We start from the raw sequence: 20,425 nt of genomic DNA, 5'->3' as shown, positions 1-20,425 counted from the left end.
CGTCACCGCGGGGGTCGTGCGACGACCCGCAGCAGCGGCGGCTCACCGTCCGGCACGTCGACGTCGGCCCTCCAGCCCGCCCGCTCGAGGTTCGCGACCAGAGCGGCCCGCAGTGGCGCCCGACGACCGACGGAAGGCGGCTGGTAGACGAGGTGCAGCTCACCGTCGGCGTCGAGGACGCGCTCGAGCACTGCCAGCTCCCGCGCGGCCGACGCGGTCCAGAAGACGTTGACGTTGACCCCCAGCACCCGGTCGAAACGGCCGTGCGCCGCGGGGTCGAGGTCGGCGAGCTCCGCCGTCACGAAAGCCGCCGTCCCTGCGGCGACGGCCGCGGCGTTGCGAGCCGTCGCCGCAGCGGTGGCCACGGCCGAGCGGTCCACGCCGAGCAGGAGGCCCTCCCCGGCACGCAGGACGGGCACCATCACCGACGCCGCGACGCCGTTGCCCCCGCCGACCTCGAGCACCCGGCTGTCCGGGTGCAGGCCGAGGCCGCCCACGGCATACCGGATCCGGTCGGGGACGGCGGGGCGCGCGCCCGTGCCCCGCCCTGGACCCCCGCCCGGCATCAGGCGAAGTCGGCCGGCGTGTAGTCGCGGGGCTCGACGAGCACGAGCCAGTTGCCCGAGTTGTCGCGGCAGACGGCCTCGACGCCGTAGGGCCGCTCGGACGGGGGCTGGAGGAACTCGACGCCACGGGCCGAGAGCTCCTCGTAGGTCTTCTGGCAGTCGTCGACGTTGAGCCCGAGGCCGTGCATGCTGCCCTGGTCCTGTGCGCGCTTCATGGCCTCGACGAACTCCGGCGAGTGGGGCGGACCGGGGATGGCGAGGCTGACGTTGAGCTCGGGTTGGCTCGGGTGCACCACGGTGCACCAGCGGTAGCCCTCCCCCAGGGTGATGTCGTCCTTCTCCTGGAAGCCCAGGACGTCGGTGTAGAACTTCTTCGACTCGTCGATGTCCTTCACGAAGACGCTGACGATGGAGATGTTGGTGATCATGGGCTCCACGCTAGGGCTGCGGGTCGGCCGCGGGCTTCTCCTCGATTGCTGAGCCGGTCGCCCGGGCGTCGCGCTCGGCGAGGCCCCACATGAAGACGAAGCAGCCGGGGATGTGGGGCGCCCCAGCAGCCGCGTAGCGGGCCTGGAACTCGCTCGGGCTCTCGCCCACCACCGTGCGGAACCGGCTGCTGAACGAGCCCAGGCTGTTGAAGCCGACCGCGTGGCAGACCTCCGTCACGGTCAGGTTGGTGGCCCGGAGCAGGTCCTGCGCGCGCTCGATCCGCCGCCTCGAGAGGTACTCCCCCGGCGTGACGCCGTAGGTGGCCCGGAAGAGCCGCAGGAAGTGGAACTTCGAGAGCCCCGCGACGCCGGCGAGGCGGTCGAGGTCGAGCGGCTCGGCGAACTCGAGGTCGGCGAGGTCTCGCGCCCGGCGCAGGTGCACCAGGACGTCGGTCGGCGCTCGCCTGGTCTCCTCCGGCACCTTCACATGGTGACGCAGGTCAGGGGTGCACCGTGTCACCCCGACGCAGGTCGCGTGTTGCCGGGAGCCGCCCGGGGAACGACACAGGCCTCCCGGCGCCACCAGCGTGGCACCGGGAGGCCTGCGCACCCAGCGGCTCGTGCAGCCAGGGGTCAGCCCTGCTCGCGCGGCTCCGGCGTGGCGTCGACGCCGGCCTCCTTGCGCTGCTCCGGGGTGATGGGAGCGGGCGCAGCGGTCAGCGGGTCGTAGCCGCCACCGGACTTCGGGAAGGCGATGACGTCGCGGATCGACTCGGACCCGGCGAGCAGGGCCACGATGCGGTCCCAGCCGAAGGCGATGCCGCCGTGCGGCGGGGCGCCGTACTGGAAGGCGTCGAGCAGGAAGCCGAACTTCTCCTGCGCCTCCTCCTCCGACAGGCCCATGACCTCGAAGACCCGCTCCTGGACGTCACGGCGGTGGATACGGATCGAGCCGCCACCGATCTCGTTGCCGTTGCAGACCATGTCGTAGGCGTACGCGAGCGCCGCGCCCGGGTCGGTGTCGAAGGTGTCCTCGAACTCCTTCTTCGGCGACGTGAAGGCGTGGTGCACCGCGGTCCACGCGCTGTAGCCGAGCGCCACGTCGCCCGAGGCCGTTGCCTCTGCCGTCGGTTCGAACATCGGCGCGTCGAGCACCCACAGGAACGACCAGGCGTCCTCGTCGATGAGGTTGCAGCGCCGGCCGATCTCGAGCCGGGCGGCGCCGAGCAGGGCTCGCGAGGCCTTCGTGGCGCCGGCCGCGAAGAAGATGCAGTCGCCCGGCTGGGCACCGACGTGGGCGGCCAGGCGCTCACGCTCGGTGTCGCTGAGGTTCTTGGCCACCGGACCGCCGAGGGTGCCGTCCTCCTGGACCAGCACGTAGGCCAGGCCCCGGGCGCCGCGCTGCTTGGCCCACTCCTGCCAGGCGTCGAGCTGCTTGCGCGGCTGGGAGGCGCCGCCGGGCATGACGACCGCGCCGACGTACTCCTGCTGGAAGACTCGGAACGTCGTGTCCTTGAAGAACTCGGTGCACTCCACGAGCTCGTTGCCGAAGCGCAGGTCGGGCTTGTCGGTGCCGAAGCGGCGCATGGCTTCGTGGTAGGTCATCCGCTCGAACGGCGCCTTGAGGTCGACGTCGACGAGCCGCCAGATGGCGCTGACGATCGCCTCGCCGAGCTCGAGCACGTCCTCCTGCTCGACGAACGACATCTCGATGTCGAGCTGGGTGAACTCCGGCTGGCGGTCGGCGCGGAAGTCCTCGTCGCGGTAGCAGCGCGCGATCTGGTAGTAGCGCTCCATGCCGGCGACCATGAGCAGCTGCTTGAACAGCTGCGGGCTCTGCGGCAGGGCGTACCAGCTGCCGGGGGCCAGGCGCGCGGGCACCAGGAAGTCGCGGGCGCCCTCGGGCGTCGACCGGGTCAGGGTCGGGGTCTCGATCTCGACGAAGTCACGCTCGGCGAGCACGGTGCGGGCCGCGGCGTTGACCTTCGAGCGCAGGCGCAGCGCGTACCCGGCGGACCCGTTGCCGGGGCGGCGCAGGTCGAGGTAGCGGTGCTTGAGCCGGGCCTCCTCGCCGACGGTGACGCGCTCGTCGATCTGGAAGGGCAGCGGGGCGCTCTCGTTGAGCACCTCGATGCGCTCGGCGATGACCTCGATCTCACCGGTCGGCAGGTCGGGGTTGGCGTTGCCCTCCGGGCGCAGCCGCACCTCGCCGACGACCTTGACGACGTACTCGTTGCGCAGGTCGTGGGCGTCGCCCTCGGTCAGCACCTCGTCGCGCACGACGACCTGGGCGACGCCGGAGGCGTCCCGCAGATCGAGGAACGCCACTCCGCCGTGATCGCGCCGACGGGCGACCCAGCCCGTGAGCGTGACGGTCTGGCCGGAGTGGTCGGCACGCAGGGTGCCGGCCTCATGGGTGCGGAGCACGAGTGGTTCCTTCGGGTCGGGGGCTGTGGGTGATGCGGACAACCCGCCCATCCTACGGAAGGCCGTGCCCGGCATACGAACCGCAGCCCGTATGCCGGGTGTCCGGCCGGTCTCACCCGGCCTCCGTCACCGCACGGTGAAGGCTTTGCTGTCCCACAGCTTCAGGCTGCCGTCCTTGCCGCTGTCGTTGTAGGCCCGCAGCTCATAGCTGCCGGCCGGCAGCTCGATGCTCGTCCCGGCCTCCCGGTAGCCGCCCATCATCGTCGTGACCTGGGTCGAGGCGACCTCGGTGCCGGCCTTGAAGACCTTGAGCGGGACGTTGCCCTCGAACCCCGTGCCGTAGACCTTGATGGCCACCGGCGACGACACCGTGGCGCCCTGGACGGGGGCCAGGATCCACACGTTGGAGAGGGTCTCGAGCGGTGCGGACCGCTTCACCGGCTCCGACCAGTCCATGTGCCCCGACGGCGGGGTGGCTCCGTTGACCAGCAGCTTCACCTGCGTGTTCGACGGCTCGGCCGCGGTGGCCGTGTGCACCAGCTGCTGCACCGCGGCACCCTCGAAGGAGGCACCGAGCTGCACGAAGCCGGAGACGTCGACCTGCACGACACCGGCGCCGAGACGCTCGACCGACAGCACGCGCGTCGAGGTGGGCCACAGCGACTGGTAGTCGGGGTCCCGCGGGGCGCCGGTGAACATCTCGGTCACTGCGGCCGACACCGGGTCGCCCGTGGCGGGGACGCGGTGGAACTCGCGGTACAGCCGCGGGCCGACGCCCTCCACGTCGACCACGTAGTAGACCGGCACCGTCAGCTGGCCGGGCACCGGCGACGAGGGCGTGGCGGTCGTCGTTGACGGCGTGGCGGTGGTGCTCGTCGCCGAAGGGCTCGCCGAGCCCGTGGCGGTCGGGGTCGACGTGGTGGCGCCCGCCCCCGGCCCGTCGCCGCCGTTGCCGTCTCCCAGGAAGAGCACCGCCACTGCCACCAGCACCAGCACCGTGGCCGCCGCCAGGACGGGCCACAACCACCGTGACCGTCCGGCACCCGCATCGGGCCCGCCCGGGCCCGAGACCGTCTGGCTGTTCGACATCGACTCCACCGCCTTCGTCCGCCGGGCACTGCGGCCACGGCACCTCGTCCCCCTGCGCCCTTTGGACGCGCTGAGGACGTCCGGGGTTGAGGGACGAAGGTCCTGTCGTGCTCCTGGGCGAGAGCCTCAGTCGACGGCGCCCTCGAGGTAGAGCCAGCGACCGCCCCGCCGGGTGAAGCGGCTCCGCTCGTGCAGGCTGCCGCGCCGGCCACGCTCACGGTGGTGGGCGGTGAACTCGACCTCGCCGTGGTCGTCGCTTTCCCCTCCACCGGAGACGCCGAGCACCTCGAGGTGCAGCCACTCGACGGCGGGGTCGAGCGCCAGCGAAACCGGTCGGGTCGCCGGGTGCCAGGTCGCGAGCAGGTAGTCCTCGAGCCCGCGGGCGTATGCGGCGTACCGGCTGCGCATCAGCTGCTCGGCCGTCGACGCGACCGCCTCACCGCGGTGGAGCGCGCCGCAGCAGCGGTCGTAGGGCGCCCCGGAACCGCACGGGCACGGGTCGAGGGTGCCGGGGCCGCCGCCGAACGCGCTGCTCATCCGGTGCCCCGCTGCCGGCCGGTCAGCGTCGGGCGGGGTGCTCGGGCCACGGCGCGTCGTGGGGCCGCAGGGTCGCCCAGCCGCGCTCGCGTGCGGCGTGGGCAGCGAGGATCCCGATAACGGCACTGGGGTTGTGGATCCGCCCGGCGAGCACCGCGTCCTGGGCCTCGTCGAGGTCGACCCAGCGCGCCGGCATACCGAGCTCCTCCCCCTCGCGCTCGTGCCGGTCGTCCTCCGGGACGTGGCTGAGGCCACGCGCGAGGTAGACCCGCAGCGCCTCGTCCACGCCGCCCGGGGAGCTGAAGTAGTCGACGAGGACATGCCACTCCTGCGCCTGCAGGTCGGCCTCCTCGTGGAGCTCGCGGGCGGCGGCCACCCACGGGTCCTCGCCGTCGACGTCGAGCAGGCCGGCGGGCACCTCCCACTCCAGCACCCGCACGGGGTGGCGGTACTGCTGCAGGAGGACGACGCGGTCCCGGTCGTCGAGGGCCACCACCGAGACGGCGCCGGGGTGCCGCACGAACTCGCGCGTGACCTCGCCCGCCTCGCCGAGGTCGACCGTCTCGCGCAGGACGTCCCACACCATCCCGTGGTGCACGACCTCCGACCGCACGATCGGCCGGTGCACGATCCGGTCGGCGAGCTCCTCGTCGGCGCCGGGCACGTCAGGCGGTGGCGTCGGCGGTCTCGCGCGGCCGCTCGACGTCGAGCAGCCGCGACTGGCGCTGCCGGTCGATGGCCGCCCCGACCAGCCCGGCGAACAGCGGGTGGGCCCGGTGCGGGCGCGACTTGAACTCCGGGTGCGCCTGGGTCGAGACGTAGTAGGGGTGCACGTCTCGCGGCAGCTCGACGAACTCGACGAGCCCGAGGTCGGGGTGCGTGCCGCTGATCACGAGCCCTGCCGCCTCGAGCTGGGGGCGGTACTCGTTGTTGACCTCGTAGCGGTGCCGGTGCCGCTCGTGCACCGTCGTGGTGCCGTAGGCCTCGGCGACGACCGAGCCCTCGACGAGCGTGGCCGGCTGCGAGCCGAGCCGCATCGTGCCCCCGAGGTCGCCGGCGCCCTCGACAAACGCCTTCTGCTCCTCCATCGTGGCGATGACCGGCGCGGGGGTCTGCGGGTCGAACTCGGTGGACGACGCGCCCTCGATGCCGGCGACGTTGCGGGCGTACTCGATGACCATGCACTGCAGGCCAAGGCAGATGCCCAGAGTGGGCACCTCGCGCTCCCGCGCCCACCTCAGCGCACCGAGCTTGCCCTCGATGCCACGGACGCCGAACCCGCCGGGCACGAGCACGGCGTCCACGCCGCCGAGCGCCTTCTGCGCGCCAGCCTCGGTCTGGCAGTCGTCGCTGGCCACCCAGCGGATCTTCACCTTGGCGTCGTGGTGGAACCCGCCCGCGCGCATGGCCTCGGTCACCGAGAGGTAGGCGTCGGGCAGGTCGACGTACTTGCCCACGAGCGCGATCTCCACGGTGTGCTCGGGGTTGTGCACCCGGCGGAGCAGCAGGTCCCAGTCGGTCCAGTCGACGTCGCGGAAGTTCAGTCCGAGGCGGCGGATGACGTAGGCGTCGAGGCCCTCGGCGTGCAGCACCTTCGGGATGTCGTAGATGCTCGGCGCGTCGACCGCGGCGGCGCACGCCTCGGCGTCGACGTCGCACATGAGCGAGATCTTGCGCTTGATGTTCTCGGGGATCTCACGGTCGGCCCGCAGCACGAGGCCGTCGGGCTGGATGCCGACCTGGCGCAGGGCTGCCACCGAGTGCTGCGTGGGCTTGGTCTTCAGCTCGCCGCTGGGGGCGAGGTAGGGCACGAGCGAGACGTGCAGGAAGAAGACGTTGTCGCGGCCCACGTCGTGGCGCACCTGGCGGGCGGCCTCGAGGAAGGGCAGCGACTCGATGTCGCCGACCGTGCCGCCGATCTCGGTGATGATGACGTCCGGGGCCGGCTCACCCTTCGGGGCGAGGGGCGAGCCCGCCGCCTCGGCGCGCATCCGTTCCTTGATCTCGTTGGTGATGTGCGGGATGACCTGCACGGTGTCACCGAGGTACTCCCCGCGCCGCTCCTTGGCGATGACCTGGCTGTAGACCTGCCCGGTCGTGACGTTCGCCGTGCCGTGGAGGTTGCTGTCGAGGAACCGCTCGTAGTGGCCGATGTCGAGGTCGGTCTCGGCACCGTCCTCGGTCACGAAGACCTCACCGTGCTGGAACGGGTTCATGGTGCCCGGATCCACGTTGAGGTACGGGTCGAGCTTCTGCATGGTCACACGCAGGCCGCGCGCGCGGAGCAGGTGTCCGAGGCTGGAGGCCGTCAGGCCCTTGCCGAGCGAAGAGGCGACGCCTCCGGTCACGAAGATGTGTTTCGTCTGCACCACGGGCTTTAACTCTACGTCATCGAGCGAGCCCGCCGAGCCAGGGCTCGCCGCGCGTCACGTGACGGACTCGTAGACCTCGAGGGCGGCGACCACGGCGTCGGCCTCCGTGGGCAGCGTCAGGGACCGCCGGCGCGACAGGGACCGTCGGCGCGCCCGCTCCCCCTCGTCGGTGACGAGGAGCCGTATGCCGTCGGCGAGCGCGTGCGCGTCGCCTCCCGGCACGAGCACCGCGGCGTCACCGAGGACTGCGGCAGAGCCGCCCACGTCAGTGGCCACGATGGCCGCTCCGGCGTGCAGGGCCTCCTGGAGGTTGATGGGCTGACCCTCCCACACGGCGCTGGAGACCACGAGGTCGGCAGCCGCGCAGAGGGCGGGCACGTCGTCACGGTGCCCGAGCAGGCGCACGGGCAGGCCGTCTGCAGCGATGCGGTCGCTCAGCTCCACCCCAAGGGGCCCCTCGCCGGCCACCACCACGGTCAGCGGCAGGTCGGGCACGAGGGCGACGGCGTCGAGCAGCAGGTGCAGCCCCTTCTGCGGCGCCAGGCGCGCTACGACCACGGCCAGGACCTGCCCGGGCGGCACACCCAGGTCGTCTCGGACGGCCGCGGCGTCCACGGTGCCCGTCGGTGGCGGCGGCCCGGGGATCACGGCGAGGCCGCCGACGCGGGCGCCCAGGTGGGCCATCCGGTCGACGAGGTCGTCGGAGACCCCGAGCACGAGGGTGGCCCGGCGGGCCACGACCCGCTCCAGCACGGCATACAGCCTGCCGGTGAGGCGTCCACCCGGGGCGGCGTTGTGGAGGGTGACGACGACCGGAGCCTGCGACCCCGTGGCTGCCAGGGAGGCCAGCGCCCCCGCCCGCAGCCCGTGCGCGTGCACGACGTCGGCGTGCCGCAGCAGGTCTCCGAGGGTGGACATCGCACGCAGGTCGCGCAGCGGGTGCGGCCGGTCGGTGACCGTGAGCGGCACGTGCCTGGCGCCGGTGGCGCCGAAGCCGAACCGGTCCTCCACCTCCGGCGGACAGGCGACGACCACGGAGTGGCCGCCGGCCACCAGGCCCGAGGTGAGCCCGTGGACGTGGCGCCCCACTCCCCCGGCGCTCGTGCCGAGCACCAGCAGGATGCGCATCAGGGCCTCCCCCGGCGCCGGCGGCCGCGTGCCAGGGCAGCCTGCATGGCCTGCCGGTCGGCCACGACCATGACCGCCAGGTAGAGCACGGTGACGGCCACCGCCACGACGACGCCGGCGACCACCGCCCCGGCCAGTCCGGAGGCGTCCCAGTAGAAGGCGAGCACGTCGCCGACACCGCCGGCGACCGCGGCGGACACGACCACGGCGCCGAGGGTCCGGCCCGCACCCCGGGTGGCCTCGAGCCCCCACGCCCGCCGGACGAGCACGCCGAGCGCGACGGCGGACAGGGTCATGCCGACCGACGACGCGGCACCCAGGCTGCGCAGCGTGCCCGACGGGCCGGCGTCGTCGGGGAGCGTCAACAGGGGCCAGAGGGCCGCCACGAGCCAGCCGCCTGCCACGGCGAGCGCGGCCAGGGCCGGCCGGCCCCGCACGTAGAGGGCACGGGTCAGCAGGGCCGCCGCGCCGAAGCCGACCAGGCCGGGCGCGTAGGCCACGAGGGTCGCGGGCATGGCGGCGAGGGCCTCCCCGCCCCCCAGGTCGGCACCACGGTCGAGGGACGCGAAGAACGCGCCGACGGGTCGGGCCACAGCCACCAGCACGGCCGCCGCCCCGCCGCACAGCAGGAGGATGGCCTGCAGCGAGCGGGCCAGCGTGCCCTGCTCCCGGACCCCGGCCCCCTCGCCGTGGGCGAGGGCCGGGAAGGCGGACGTCGCGATCGGCACGGCCAGCAGGGCGTAGGGCAGCAGGTAGACGGCCTGGACGTAGGCGTAGACGTTGACGGCGCCCTGTCCGCCCCGGTTGTTGGCGAGCCAGAGCGTTGCCAGCACGGCAGCCTGCTGGGCCACCAGCGCCAGCACCCCGGCTCCGGCCAGGGCTCCGACCCGCCGGACGGTGCCCTCCGGGAAGCGGAACGTCGGGCGCAGGCGCGCACCGGCGCGCCAAGCCGGCACGAACAGCGGCAGGCTCAGCACCGCGACCCCCAGGGTGGTTCCGCCGGCGAGCACCAGCACGGCGGCGCCCGAGACGGACTCCGGGGAGCCGTCGGCCTCGGTGAGCTGGCCGTAGGTGACGTACGCGGCGATGACGACCAGGCTCGAGAGCAGCGGGGCCAGCGCGGGGGCGAGGAAGCTGCGCCGGGCCTGCAGAACGCCGGTCAGCACGATGCCGATGCCGTAGAGCACGACCTGCGGCGCGAAGACCACCAGCATCCGGGTGCCGAGGTCCACGGCCTCCTGGGAGTACCGGTCCCCGAGCATGAACGCGCTCAGCGCGGGGGCGGCGAGCGCCAGCAGCGCCGACAGCGGCAGGAGCACCGCCACGGCCCAGGTGAGCAGCGCGGAGGACGTCTGGTCGGCGTCCTCGTGACGGCCCGCGCCCAGCTGGCCGGCGACGAGCGGCACGGCGGCGGCGGCCAGCACCCCTCCCGCGGCAACCTCGAAGACGGCGTTGGGGATCGTGTTGACCGTCTGGTAGACCGACCCCACGCCCGAGGTGCCGACGCTGTCGGAGAACACCAGGGTGCGGACGAAACCGGCCACCCGGGCGAGCAGGGTGGCCACGGCGATGATGCCGGCCGCGCGGGCGATCGAGGTCGTCACGCCGCGGGGCGCGGGTCGCTCCCTCCCCGCGGACTCTGCGCTCATCGGCGACCCAGCGCGTCGAGCTCGCGCAGGACGGGGGTGGACTCGATGAACTTCGTGAAGCTGACCCGCTCCGACGCCAGGGTCAGTCCCGCCAGCACGGCGAGGGCCCCGAGGCGCGCGCCACGGCCGCTGCGCTGCACCAGGGCGGTGCCCAGCAGGGCCCCGGCGCTGTTGGCCCCGGTGTCGCCGAGCATGGACTCCCCGGCCAGGTCGGGCCCGAGCAGCGCGGCCGCCGCGCCGACGGCGGCCCCTGCCGCCGCCTCGCTGCGGGCGTCGGTCGCGAGCAGCGTCCCGGCCAGCACGGTGACCTTGAGCGCGCGCCCCGGGCGCAGGTCGAGCAGGTTGAGCAGGTTGGCCGCGCCGGCGATGACCGCGCCCCCCACGAGCGTGTCGAGGGTCGTCGGCCGACGACCGCTCGTGTCGGCCCCGGCGGACCTGCGGGTCGAGCGGTCGACCAGCGCGGCCGAGATCAGGCCGGTGAGGCCCAGCCCGAGGATCTTCACCGCGCCCGTGGTGACCTCACCGCGGGCCAGCGCGCCCAGGTGGCCCTTGAGGCCCTTGCTCCGGGAGTCGCCGGCCAGGTCGTCGAGGGCGCCGAACCCGCCCGCCGAGACCGTGGCGAGCACTGGCGCGACGGCCCCTGCCGGTCCGGTCGCGACGGCGAGGGCGCCCGCCGCCGCCCCCGACACGTAGGCCGGTCCCTCCAGCAGGGTCACGGTCCGGCCTGCGTGGTTGGTGCGCTCCCATGCGGCAGCGCCACCGGGCGGGGCGGCGCGCAGCAGGCGCAGGGCGGCCACGGCGGCCGCCCCGGCGATGCCTCCGGCCAGCAGGGCTCTGCGGGTCACGTGGTGCTACTTCGTCGCCAGGGTCGGGAACGCGGCCGTCGCGTCGGCGCCGAGGCCGTACTGGCCCACGTTGCCGGCGAACTGCTCGAGGAGCCCGAAGACGACACTGGCCTGGCCCATGGGAATCGCCCCGTTGTCGACCGTGGACAGCTCCTTGGCCTGGTCCGCCTCCTGGCGTGCCACCGCCACGACCGAGGTCTGGGGGCTGTCGCTGGCCGCGGCGTCCTGCGCCACGAGGACGGCCCCGCTGCCGGCGGCGTCCAGCGCGCCGGCCAGGCTGCTCAGCGCCTCGGCCCGCTCCGTGCGCTCCGCCGCGGTGCCACCGCTCACCGGGCCGCCGATGACGACCGCACCGGTGGCGACCTCGATGTCGTCGGGGGTGTAGCGGATCAGGTCGCCGGTGCGCAGGCCCTCCAGGGCCGCGGCGCTGCCCGCGCCGTTGCCGCCCGCCTTGGTGAGCAGGGCCCGGGCCAGCACGTCGTCGAGGATGTTTCCGCCCTCGTCGACCGGCACCTGGACGCTCGGCGCGAGCTGGTCGCCCAGGGTCGAGCGGAAGGTCTGCTTGTCCGGGTCCACCCAGCTGTCGAGCACCGTCACCGTCGAGCCGATCTTCGCGCCCGCCAGGGCCAGGCTGCTCGTCGTCGCCTTCACGAGGTTCTCGTCGGCGCCGGGCAGCACCACGACGGTCAGGGTGCTGTCCTGGAGCCGTCCGGCGAGGAGGGACTTGTTGCTCGCCTCGGTGAAGTCGTCGCGGGCCTGGGCGGCCTTGTCGGCCTCCTCGAGCTGCGCCCGCAGCTGGGTGCGGTCCTCCCGCAGCCGGTTGACCTCGGAGGTCAGCGTGTTGCCGATGTCCTCCTTCAGCGGGCCGGCACCGAGCACGATCCCCACGGCCAGGGCCAGGAAGATCGAGACGATGGAGACGAGGTGGTACCGGAAATCGATCACGTGAAGATTCCTACGATGAAGGACCAGAGGTCGTCCCAGCGTGCCCCGATGACCTGCAGGAAGGCGTGTCCGCCCGGGGTCGCCCAGAGGGCGGCGAAGAGCGCCGACAGGCCCACGAGGAGCATGACGGCGAGGGACAGGTTGGAGATGCGCGAACGGTAGAGGCGGCTGACGCCCTTGGCGTCGATGAGCTTGCCGCCGACCCGCAGCCGGGTCAGGAACGTGCTCGCCATGCCGGAGCGGCCCTTGTCGAGGAACTCGACCAGGGTGGCGTGCGTGCCCACCGCCACGATCAGCTCAGCGCCCTTGTCGTCGGCCAGCAGCATCGCGACGTCCTCGCTGGTGCCGGTGGCCGGGAAGACGACCGGCTCCACGCCGAGGCGGCGCACCCGCTCCAGGCCCGGCGCGTTGCCGTCCCGGTAGGCGTGCACCACGATCTCGGCGCCGCTGCGCAGCGTGGAGTCCGACACCGAGTCCATGTCGCCGACGATCATGTCCGGCTTCAGGCCGGCCTCGACGAGCGCGTCGGCGCCGCCGTCGACACCGATCAGCACCGGGCGGTACTCGCGGATGTAGTGCTTGAGGGTCTGCAGGTCCTCCTTGTAGTGGTACCCGCGCACGACGACGAGGGCGTGCCGCCCGTCGAGGTCGGTCGTGATGTCGGGCACGCCGACGCCGTCGATCAGGAGCTCGCGCTCGCGCCGGAGGTACTCCATCGTGTTGGCGGCGAACGCCTCGAGCTGCACGGCGAGGCCCGCGCGCGCCTCGGTCATGGCGGCCTCGACCTGCTCGAGGTCGAAGGCGGTGCCGCGGGCCACCACGGTGTCGTCGACCAGGATCTCGCCCCCGTCGACGCGGACGTGCTGGCCCTCGCGCACGTCGTGCATGACGGCCTTGCCGGCGTTGTCGACCAGCGGGATGCCCGCCTCGACCAGGATCTCAGGGCCGAGGTTCGGGTAGCGCCCCGAGATCGACGGCGACGCGTTGACCACCGCCGCCGGCCGGCAGGCCAGCAGGGCCTCGGCGCTGACCTTGTCGATGTCCTGGTGGTCGATGACGGCGATCTCGCCGGGGCGCAGCCGCTTGGTCAGGTTCTTCGTGCGGGGGTCGACGCGCGCAGTGCCGCGGACACCGGGGCTCTCCGGTTCGCGGGCACGCTGGCGGGGGATCTTCAAAGGCATCGAACCCATCGTGCCATGCCGTGATCGGTATGCCGTACGCACACGCGGGGGCCCGGGTGTGACGCAGACCCCTGCTGCGACCCTGCGCGGCGGAACCCACGACCGCGCTCGGGGCCGGCTCCGGGGCGGTACCGGTGCGCTACGCGGTGGCCGCCGCCTCACGCCGCTCGCCGGCCTGGGCCAGCAGCTCGCCCGCGTGCTCGACCGCCGTGTCGCTGTCGACGCCAGCCATCATCCGGGCGAGCTCGCGCAGCCGGGCGTCGCCCTCGACCGCGGCGACGCCGCTGGAGGTGACATGGCCGTCGCTGCTCTTGGTGACCACGAGGTGGCGGTCGGCGAAGGCCGCGACCTGGGCAAGGTGCGTGACCACGATCACCTGGGCGTGCCGGGCCAGCGCGGCCAGCCGGGCACCGATGTCGAGCGCGGCCCGTCCCCCGACGCCCGCGTCGACCTCGTCGAAGACGAAGGTCGGCACCTCGCCCGAGCCACGGGCCCCGGTCACCACCTCGAGGGCGAGCATGACCCGCGACAGCTCACCACCGGACGCGGCCTTGGCGACCGACCGTGCCGGGGCGCCCGGGTTGGCGGCCAGCAGGATCTCGACGTCGTCGACGCCCTGGCGGGTGAAGCGGACCGGCTCGTCTCGACCCGCCAGCAGCAGGCCGTCCGGTGCGGCCCGGTCACAGACACCCACCTCCACCACCGCCTTGCCCATCGCGAGGTGGGCAAGCTCGCCCGTGACGGCCTCGGCGAGCCCGGTGGCGGCCCGGCGGCGGGCGCTCGTCAGCGTGGCGGCCGCCTCCGCGAGGTCGGCCCGGAGGGCCTCGAGCCGGGCGCCGAGCCCGGCGAGGGCGTCCTCGGCGTTCAGCAGCACGTCGAGCCGGGCCGCCGCCCGGCGTCCCCACTCGAGCACCTCGTCGACGCTGTCGCCGTACTTGCGCATCAGCCCGCCGAGGTCGGCCCGGCGCTGCTGCACCCAGGCCAGGCGGGCAGGGTCGAGCTCGATGTCGGACACGTAGCCGGTGAGGTCCGCCCCGAGGTCGGCGGCGAGGTAGCCGAGGTCGGCGAGGCGCCGGTCGAGCTCGCGCAGCGCGGGGTCGTGCTCGACGAGGCCGCCCAGTGCGGCCCGGGCGTCGGCGATGGCGCCGATGACGTTCGGGGCCGTCTGGGCGGCATACTCCTCCTCGGCCCCGGCGAGCAGCGCCCGGGCCGTCTCGGCCCCGGCCCGCAGGCCCTCGGCGTGGCTGAGCCGCTCGTCCTCGACGCGCAGCTCGGAGTCCTCGCCCGGCTGGGGGTCGAGCGCCTCGATCTGCTCGAGCCCGACCTGGAGGATCTCGACCTCGCGGGCCCGGTCACGCGCCGCCTCGGTGAGCTCGGCCAGCTCGCGGCGCACGCGGTCGTGCTCGTCGTACAGCTCCTGGTAGCGGGCCAGCGCCTCGGCGACCGGCTCCCCGGCGTACTGGTCGAGCAGGGCGCGGTGCTGGTCGGGCTGGCGCAGCCGCCACTGGTCGGCCTGGCCGTGCACCGCCACGAGGTGCTCGCCGATCTCGGACAGCACCCCGACCGGCGCGGTGCGGCCACCGACGTGGGCCCGTGAGCGGCCCTCGGCGGACACCGTGCGCAGCAGCACCAACCCCTCGTCGGTGTCGGCGCCCGCCTCGGCGGCTCGGCGAGCGGCCGCGTGGTCGGCGGGCAGGTCGACCACGCCCTCGACCGCCGCGGCACGGGCGCCGGCACGGACCAGCCCGGCATCGGCGCGGGCCCCGAGCAGCAGCCCCAGGCCGGAGACGACCATGGTCTTGCCGGCGCCCGTCTCGCCGCTGACGACGTTGAGTCCGGGGTGCAGCTCCAGCACGGCGTCGTCGATGACGCCGAGGTTCTGGATGCGGATCTCCTGCAGCACGCGCCCAAGACTGACACACCGCCCCGACGGTGCCGGTCACGACACAGCGCAGCGGTGCCGGGCGGCCGGCGCCCGGTGGCCGGATCAGCCCCCGGCGGCCCCCGCGGCGGCGCGAGCCGCTCCCCGCCAGCCGTGGATCGACAGCGCGAACTTGGCGACGAGGCGGTCGGTGAACGGCGACGAGGTGAGCCGCGCGAGGCGCACGGGGGTCTCGGACCTGACCACCTCGATGCGCGCGCCCGGCGGCAGGTCGACGGCCCGGCGCCCGTCGCACCACAGGACCCCCGTGCCCTCGGTCGAGGGGACGACCTCGAGCGCGAGGTGGCTGTTGGGCCCGACCACCATGGGGCGCGCGAACAGGGCGTGGGCGCTGATGGGCACCAGCAGCATGGCCTCGACATCGGGCCAGACCACGGGCCCCCCGGCCGAGAACGCGTAGGCGGTCGAGCCGGTCGGCGTGGCCATCACCACTCCGTCGCAGCCCCAGGTGGACAACGGCCGGCTGTCGATCTCGACGGTCAGCTCGATCATCCGCTCCCGGGCAGCCTTCTCGACCGACGCCTCGTTGAGCGCCCAGTTGGAGTACACGAGGTCGCCGTCGTGGCGCACCGTGACCTCGAGGGTCATGCGCTCCTCCACGGTGTAGTCCCGCGAGACGATGCGCTCGACCGTGGCGTCGAGGTCCTCCCGCTCGGCCTCGGCCAGGAAGCCGACGTGGCCGAGGTTGACCCCGAGCAGGGGCGCCCCCGTGCCGCGTGCCATCTCGGCACCGCGCAGGATCGTCCCGTCCCCTCCGAGCACACACACCAGCTCGCAGTCGACGGCGGGGCTGTCGGGGTCGGCCAGGGTGACGTTCGGGCTCCCCACGAGGTCGACGGCGGCGGCCTCGTCGGGCAGCACCACCACCTCCATGCCCGCGTCGTGCAGGCGTTGCACCACCCCGGCCGCGAGGTCGTGGGCCTCCTTGCGTCGCGGGTGGGCGACGAGCAGGATGCGGCGGCGCTCGGCTGGGCTCACTCAGACTCCCTTCAGGGTCACCTGGTCGGCGGTGCTGACCAGAGCCTCCCATCCCATGGACTCGCCTGCACGAGGGGTCAGCCACAGGAGGTACTCCGCGTTGCCCTCGCCACCATGGATCGGGCTGGCCGCCAGGGCGCGGGGATGCAACCCGGCCGCGACGGCAGCGCGGGCGACCTCGGTGATGGCCCAGGCGCGGTCCCCCTGGGTGCGCACGACCCCGCCCTTGCCCAGCCTGGTGCGCCCGACCTCGAACTGCGGCTTGACCAGCACGACGGCGTCCCCGTCGTCGCGCAGCAGGCCGCGGAAGGTGTCGAGGACGAGGGTGAGCGAGATGAAGCTCAGGTCGGCCACGAGGAGGTCCACCGCTCCCCCGATGTCGTCGGCCGTCAGCCCTCGTACGGTCGTCTGGGAGCGCTCGGTCACCCTCGGGTCATCGCGCACGGCCGGGGCCAGCTGGTCGCGGCCGACGTCGAGGGCCACCACGTGGGCGGCGCCGTGGTGCAGTAGCACCTGCGTGAACCCACCGGTCGAGGCGCCGACGTCGAGGCAGTGCCTCCCAGCAACGACCAGTCCCAGCGGGCCGAACACCTCGACCGCGCCCACGAGCTTGTGGGCTGCCCGGCTCACCCAGGTGGGCCCGGCGTCGCGGACGGCCACCTCGTCCCCCGCCGCGACCGGCGCGGCCGGCTTGGTGGCGGGACGGCCGGCGACATCGACCAGGCCGGCGTCGATGAGCTCACGGGCATGGCCGCGTGAGCGGGCCATGCCGCGCCGCACCAGCTCGGCGTCGAGGCGGCTCGTGCCGCTCACTGCCCTCCGAGGTCCGACAGGCGCGACTGGAGGGTGCGGTGCACCCGCTGCCCGGCCTCGATCTGGGCGTCGAGGTCGTCCGGAGCCGCAGCGTCGAGCTCGGCAATGGCGGCGTCGATCTGGGCGTCACCCGTGGGGCCGTCACTCGAGGGCGCTCCCGGCGGCGCCGGTTTCGGGGGCGGTGTGGGGGTGGGCGTGGGAGTAGGCGCCCCTGCCTCGAGGTGCTGGGGCTGCTGGACGTGCTCGCTCATGCGGGGCTGTTTCCGTTCGAGGTCGTGCTGTCGCTGGTGCTCGGGGTCGGGGTCGGCGAGGCGGCCTTGGTCGCCGTGCTCTTCGCCGAGGCCTTCTTCGCCGTGCCCTTCTTGGCCGTGGCCTTCTTCGCCGTGGCTTTCTTGGCGGCCTTCTTCGCCGTCTGCGTCCCCGCGGTCTTCGCGGCGGTCCTCTGTGCTGACGCCTTCTTCGCCGAGGTCTTCTTCGCCGTACTCTTCCTGGCGGCGGTCTTCTTCGCGCCGGGCCGCGTCGTCTCACGGGTCGTCGGCGCGGAGGTCGTGGCAGCGGCCGCGACAGACTCCGTGGCAGGCTGCACCGCTGACGGCACCGTGGCTCGGGATGGCGCACCGGGCAGGGCACGCCCCAACGGGCTGCGCGAGGCCTCGGCCATCAGGGAGGCACGCAGGTCGTCGACCTCACGGGTCAGGGCCGCCAGCGCCGTGCGCGCCCGGTCGAAGTCGGCCAGGCGAACGACGTCGGAGCGGCCCAGCGCCGACTCCACCTCGCTGCGGATGAGGGCCAGCAGGCTCTCCCTGTTCGCGCGGGCCGCCTCGAGGAGCTGGTCGGCGAACTCGGTCACCTGCATGGCCCGCCTGCCCACCTCCCCCGCGCCGGGCAGCGACAGCAGGCCCTGGGCAGCCTCCGTGGCCCGGGCCTTGGTCAGCTCCCCCAGCCCGGAGGCCAGCTGCACGTAGCCCCGCACGTACTCGAACGCCATGACGACTCCTCCCTCGGCGACCCGCTGTCGCTCGTCTGCGGTCACGCTACTGCCGGTGGTCGGCATCCGACACCAGGGAGCGGGCGACGTCGGCCTCGAGCCCTCCGGCGTCGAGCGCCTCGTGGACGGCGGCGACGGCAGCGCGCAGGGCCTCGATGCGTTCGGAGGGCTCCCCCTCGACCTTCCAGCGGCCGTCCACGATGCGGCGGCGGTGCCTCCCGCACGCCCACCACCCGTCGGGGTCGCGCTCCGCCGGCGTGTATGCCGTGGACAGGCCTCGCAGGTCCTCCAGGAGGTAGGTGGGACGCTGGGACGACGGGGCCGTCGCGAGCGAGACGGCCGAGTCGACCCCGGTCAGCACGAGCGCGGAGTCCATGCCGGTCTCCACGGCTCCCGCGATGTCGGTGTCGAGGCGGTCCCCGACCGCGAGCAGCTCCTCCGGCCGGTGGCACACCCGCTCCGCGCAGAGCAGGTAGAGGGGCGCGTGCGGCTTGCCGACCACCACGGGCGGCCTGCCCACCGCCGCCTCGACGGCAGCCACCAGGGTCCCGTTGCCGGGGGCCGTGCCGCGGTCGGTGGGAAGGGTCCGGTCGGTGTTGGTGGCCACCCACAGCGCTCCCGCCTGCACGGCATACGCGGCCTCCGCGAGGTCGGACGCCGAGACGTCGGCGCCATAGCCCTGCACCACCGCCGCCCACGTCGCAGCCGACCCGCGGGCGTTCCGCACCGGCACCGCAGCCAGGCCCAGCTCCCCCAGGGCGTGCAGCACGCCCTCGCCGCCGACGGCCAGCACGGCTGAGCCCGCCGGCAGCCGTTGCGCGACGTAGCGGGCAGCGGCCTGCGAGCTGGTCACGACCGCGTCGGGAGCCACCGCCAGCCCGAGGGCCACGAGGTGCTCGGCCACCGCCTCAGGCGTCCGCGAGGCGTTGTTGGTGGCGTAGAGGACGGGGACCGGGCAGTCCCGCAGGGCGTCCACCGCATGGGGCACCGGCGCCGGCCCGCGGTAGACGACGCCGTCGAGGTCGCACACCACGGCGAGGTAGGGGTCGAGGAGAGCCATCGTCACAGGTGGCCCGGGTCAGCCCCGCTCGTCCGCCGTGCCGCCCCGGGGGGTCCGGCCCTCGCGGGCGTCGTCCTCGGCCTCGAGGCCGGTCTCGGCCTCGTCGTCCTCGCCCTCGAGCAGGTCCACCAGCACCACACCGTCGAGCTCGGCGAGCCGGTCGGCCGCGTCGGTCTCACCCTCGTCGTCGAAGTCCGCGGCCCGGGCGAACCAGTCGCGGGCCCTGCCCTCGTCGCCGGTCTCGAGCAGCGCGTCGGCGTAGGCGTACGCCAGGCGGGCCGACCACGGCTTGCGGCTCGCGGACTTCAGCTGCGGGATCTGCAGCGCCAGGACGGCCGCATCCGGCTGGCCCAGGTCACGCCGGATGCCGGAGATGACGATCGCCAGCTCGATCCGCTCCTCGAGCGTCAGGGTCCGCGCCTCGGGCGAGGTCGCCAGCTCCAGTGCACGCTCCGGGCGTCCGAGGCCCCGCTCGCAGTCCACCATGAGGGGCAACATGTGCGAGGAGCCGCTGAGACGACGCGCGGTGCGGAACTCGCTCAGCGCCCGGGCCCACTCGCCCTTGCGGTAGGCGACCAGCCCCAGCGCCTCACGAGCAGCGGGAACGCGTCCGGCCCGGCGCACCGCCGTCTCTGCGTGCGCCTCGGCGCCCGCGATGTCATCGGCCTCGAGCATCGCAGCCACCATCACCAGGTGCTGGGCCACGCCCTCGGCGTTCTCCTTGCTCAGGGTCCGCAGCTGCTGGTGGACCGACCGGTCGAGCTCCTTGCCGGTGACGCCCTCGGCGATCCGGGGGTCCGGCAGGCGAGGCGACTTCGGGGCCAGCCTGCTGCCACCGCGGCGCTCGCTGTTGTCGAACGTGCCGACCGGGCGCGCTCCCCGCTGCCCGCCGTCGCGGGCATCGCCACGGGGAGCACCTCCACGCGCAGAGCCTCCGCGCGGGGCGCCCGCGCGCCTGCCGTCGCCGCTGCGCTCACCACCCGCACCACCCGCGCCCGCACCACCGCGCCGGGCTCCGGGCTGGTCGCCGTCCCTGCCCCGGTAGCTCCCGCCGCCGCGGCCGGCTGAGCTGCCGCCACGACCTGCGGCACCGCCGCGGGCCGACCCTGCGCGGCCACCGCCCCTGGGGGGACGTCCCTGGGCGTCGTCTCGTCGGCCGGGCTGGTTCTCGGGCACGAAGTCTCCTCGGTGTGCAGTGGATCGGTCAGCAGTCTACGGACCGGCTCGCCCCCGACCGAACCGGCGGCCGGTGTGCGCTGCCGGCATACGCCGGTCCCCTTCCACGACCGATCGGTTCGCGGACAGGGAAATGCAAAAAGGGGGCTCTGCGCTGCAGAGCCCCCTTTTCGGAAAGTATGTTCGGCTGCGTCCTACTCTCCCACACCGTCACCAGTGCAGTACCATCGGCGCTGAAGGGCTTAGCTTCCGGGTTCGGAATGGGACCGGGCGTTTCCCCTTCGCTATGACAGCCGAAACT

Annotated in this window: 20 protein-coding genes and 1 rRNA gene; all 21 read right to left on the bottom strand. The window is 73.9% G+C overall.

The features are described 5' to 3' along the window. Positions 1–2: 2 nt before the first annotated feature. On the bottom strand, positions 3–566 hold the full coding sequence (locus P0Y31_RS05480) for a class I SAM-dependent methyltransferase (RefSeq protein WP_275867191.1): 564 nt from the start codon (positions 564–566) through the stop codon (positions 3–5). Further along, positions 566–994 carry a VOC family protein gene (locus P0Y31_RS05475; protein ID WP_275867189.1) on the bottom strand — a complete coding sequence of 143 codons (429 nt, stop codon included), beginning with the start codon at positions 992–994 and terminating at the stop codon, positions 566–568. The genes P0Y31_RS05480 and P0Y31_RS05475 overlap by 1 nt, the downstream gene beginning before the upstream one ends. Before the next feature lie 10 nt (positions 995–1,004). Then, positions 1,005–1,475, bottom strand: coding sequence for a helix-turn-helix transcriptional regulator (locus P0Y31_RS05470; protein ID WP_275867187.1), 471 nt, complete (start codon positions 1,473–1,475; stop codon positions 1,005–1,007). A gap of 152 nt (positions 1,476–1,627) precedes the next feature. Then, positions 1,628–3,421, bottom strand: coding sequence for an aspartate--tRNA ligase (gene aspS, locus P0Y31_RS05465; protein WP_275867185.1), 1,794 nt, complete (start codon positions 3,419–3,421; stop codon positions 1,628–1,630). A 126-nt stretch (positions 3,422–3,547) separates the two neighbouring features. Continuing rightward, positions 3,548–4,510 (bottom strand): GerMN domain-containing protein, encoded by a 963-nt coding sequence (locus P0Y31_RS05460; protein WP_275867183.1) that lies wholly within the window; start codon positions 4,508–4,510, stop codon positions 3,548–3,550. Between the two features lie 126 nt (positions 4,511–4,636). Next, entirely contained in the window at positions 4,637–5,047 is a 411-nt protein-coding gene (locus P0Y31_RS05455; protein WP_275867181.1) for a YchJ family protein, read from the bottom strand. A 22-nt stretch (positions 5,048–5,069) separates the two neighbouring features. After that, a complete protein-coding gene (locus P0Y31_RS05450; RefSeq protein ID WP_275808226.1) occupies positions 5,070–5,711 on the bottom strand; it encodes an NUDIX hydrolase in 642 nt (213 codons plus the stop codon). Between the two features lies 1 nt (position 5,712). Beyond that, complete coding sequence (locus tag P0Y31_RS05445) at positions 5,713–7,419, bottom strand: CTP synthase (RefSeq protein WP_275808229.1); 1,707 nt, start codon at positions 7,417–7,419, stop codon at positions 5,713–5,715. A gap of 54 nt (positions 7,420–7,473) precedes the next feature. Next, the gene (locus P0Y31_RS05440) at positions 7,474–8,547 is read right to left on the bottom strand and encodes a glycosyltransferase (RefSeq protein WP_275867179.1); all 1,074 of its coding nucleotides are present in this window, start codon (positions 8,545–8,547) and stop codon (positions 7,474–7,476) included. Further along, on the bottom strand, positions 8,547–10,196 hold the full coding sequence (locus P0Y31_RS05435) for a lipid II flippase MurJ (protein WP_275867176.1): 1,650 nt from the start codon (positions 10,194–10,196) through the stop codon (positions 8,547–8,549). Before P0Y31_RS05435 ends, P0Y31_RS05440 begins: the two co-directional genes overlap by 1 nt. Next, entirely contained in the window at positions 10,193–11,041 is an 849-nt protein-coding gene (locus P0Y31_RS05430) for a hypothetical protein (protein WP_275867174.1), read from the bottom strand. Before P0Y31_RS05430 ends, P0Y31_RS05435 begins: the two co-directional genes overlap by 4 nt. A gap of 6 nt (positions 11,042–11,047) precedes the next feature. Next, positions 11,048–11,986: a copper transporter gene (locus P0Y31_RS05425; protein WP_275867171.1), complete on the bottom strand. Its 939-nt coding sequence runs from the start codon at positions 11,984–11,986 to the stop codon at positions 11,048–11,050. Then, positions 11,983–13,167 (bottom strand): putative cytokinetic ring protein SteA, encoded by a 1,185-nt coding sequence (steA, locus tag P0Y31_RS05420; protein ID WP_275867168.1) that lies wholly within the window; start codon positions 13,165–13,167, stop codon positions 11,983–11,985. Before steA ends, P0Y31_RS05425 begins: the two co-directional genes overlap by 4 nt. Positions 13,168–13,306: 139 nt before the next feature. Beyond that, positions 13,307–15,070, bottom strand: coding sequence for a DNA repair protein RecN (gene recN, locus P0Y31_RS05415; RefSeq protein ID WP_275867165.1), 1,764 nt, complete (start codon positions 15,068–15,070; stop codon positions 13,307–13,309). A gap of 84 nt (positions 15,071–15,154) precedes the next feature. After that, the gene (locus P0Y31_RS05410; RefSeq protein WP_275867162.1) at positions 15,155–16,087 is read right to left on the bottom strand and encodes an NAD kinase; all 933 of its coding nucleotides are present in this window, start codon (positions 16,085–16,087) and stop codon (positions 15,155–15,157) included. After that, positions 16,088–16,900, bottom strand: a complete 813-nt coding sequence (locus P0Y31_RS05405) for a TlyA family RNA methyltransferase (protein WP_275867159.1) — start codon at positions 16,898–16,900, stop codon at positions 16,088–16,090. It abuts the gene before it with no gap. Then, entirely contained in the window at positions 16,897–17,151 is a 255-nt protein-coding gene (locus P0Y31_RS05400; RefSeq protein ID WP_275867156.1) for a hypothetical protein, read from the bottom strand. The genes P0Y31_RS05405 and P0Y31_RS05400 overlap by 4 nt, the downstream gene beginning before the upstream one ends. Next, positions 17,148–17,933, bottom strand: coding sequence for a hypothetical protein (locus tag P0Y31_RS05395; protein ID WP_275867154.1), 786 nt, complete (start codon positions 17,931–17,933; stop codon positions 17,148–17,150). Before P0Y31_RS05395 ends, P0Y31_RS05400 begins: the two co-directional genes overlap by 4 nt. A gap of 1 nt (position 17,934) precedes the next feature. Next, the gene (locus P0Y31_RS05390; protein ID WP_275868842.1) at positions 17,935–18,948 is read right to left on the bottom strand and encodes an HAD-IIA family hydrolase; all 1,014 of its coding nucleotides are present in this window, start codon (positions 18,946–18,948) and stop codon (positions 17,935–17,937) included. Between the two features lie 18 nt (positions 18,949–18,966). Further along, a complete protein-coding gene (locus P0Y31_RS05385) occupies positions 18,967–20,124 on the bottom strand; it encodes a tetratricopeptide repeat protein (protein WP_275867152.1) in 1,158 nt (385 codons plus the stop codon). A 181-nt stretch (positions 20,125–20,305) separates the two neighbouring features. After that, positions 20,306–20,422 (bottom strand): 5S ribosomal RNA (rrf, locus tag P0Y31_RS05380). Between the last annotated feature and the right edge of the window lie 3 nt (positions 20,423–20,425).

This window comes from Knoellia sp. 3-2P3 (genome assembly GCF_029223115.1).
Classification (GTDB): Bacteria; Actinomycetota; Actinomycetes; order Actinomycetales; family Dermatophilaceae; genus Pedococcus_A.
The sequence above is the reverse complement of the archived record's forward strand: the minus strand, read 5'-3'. Positions and strand labels throughout refer to the sequence as shown.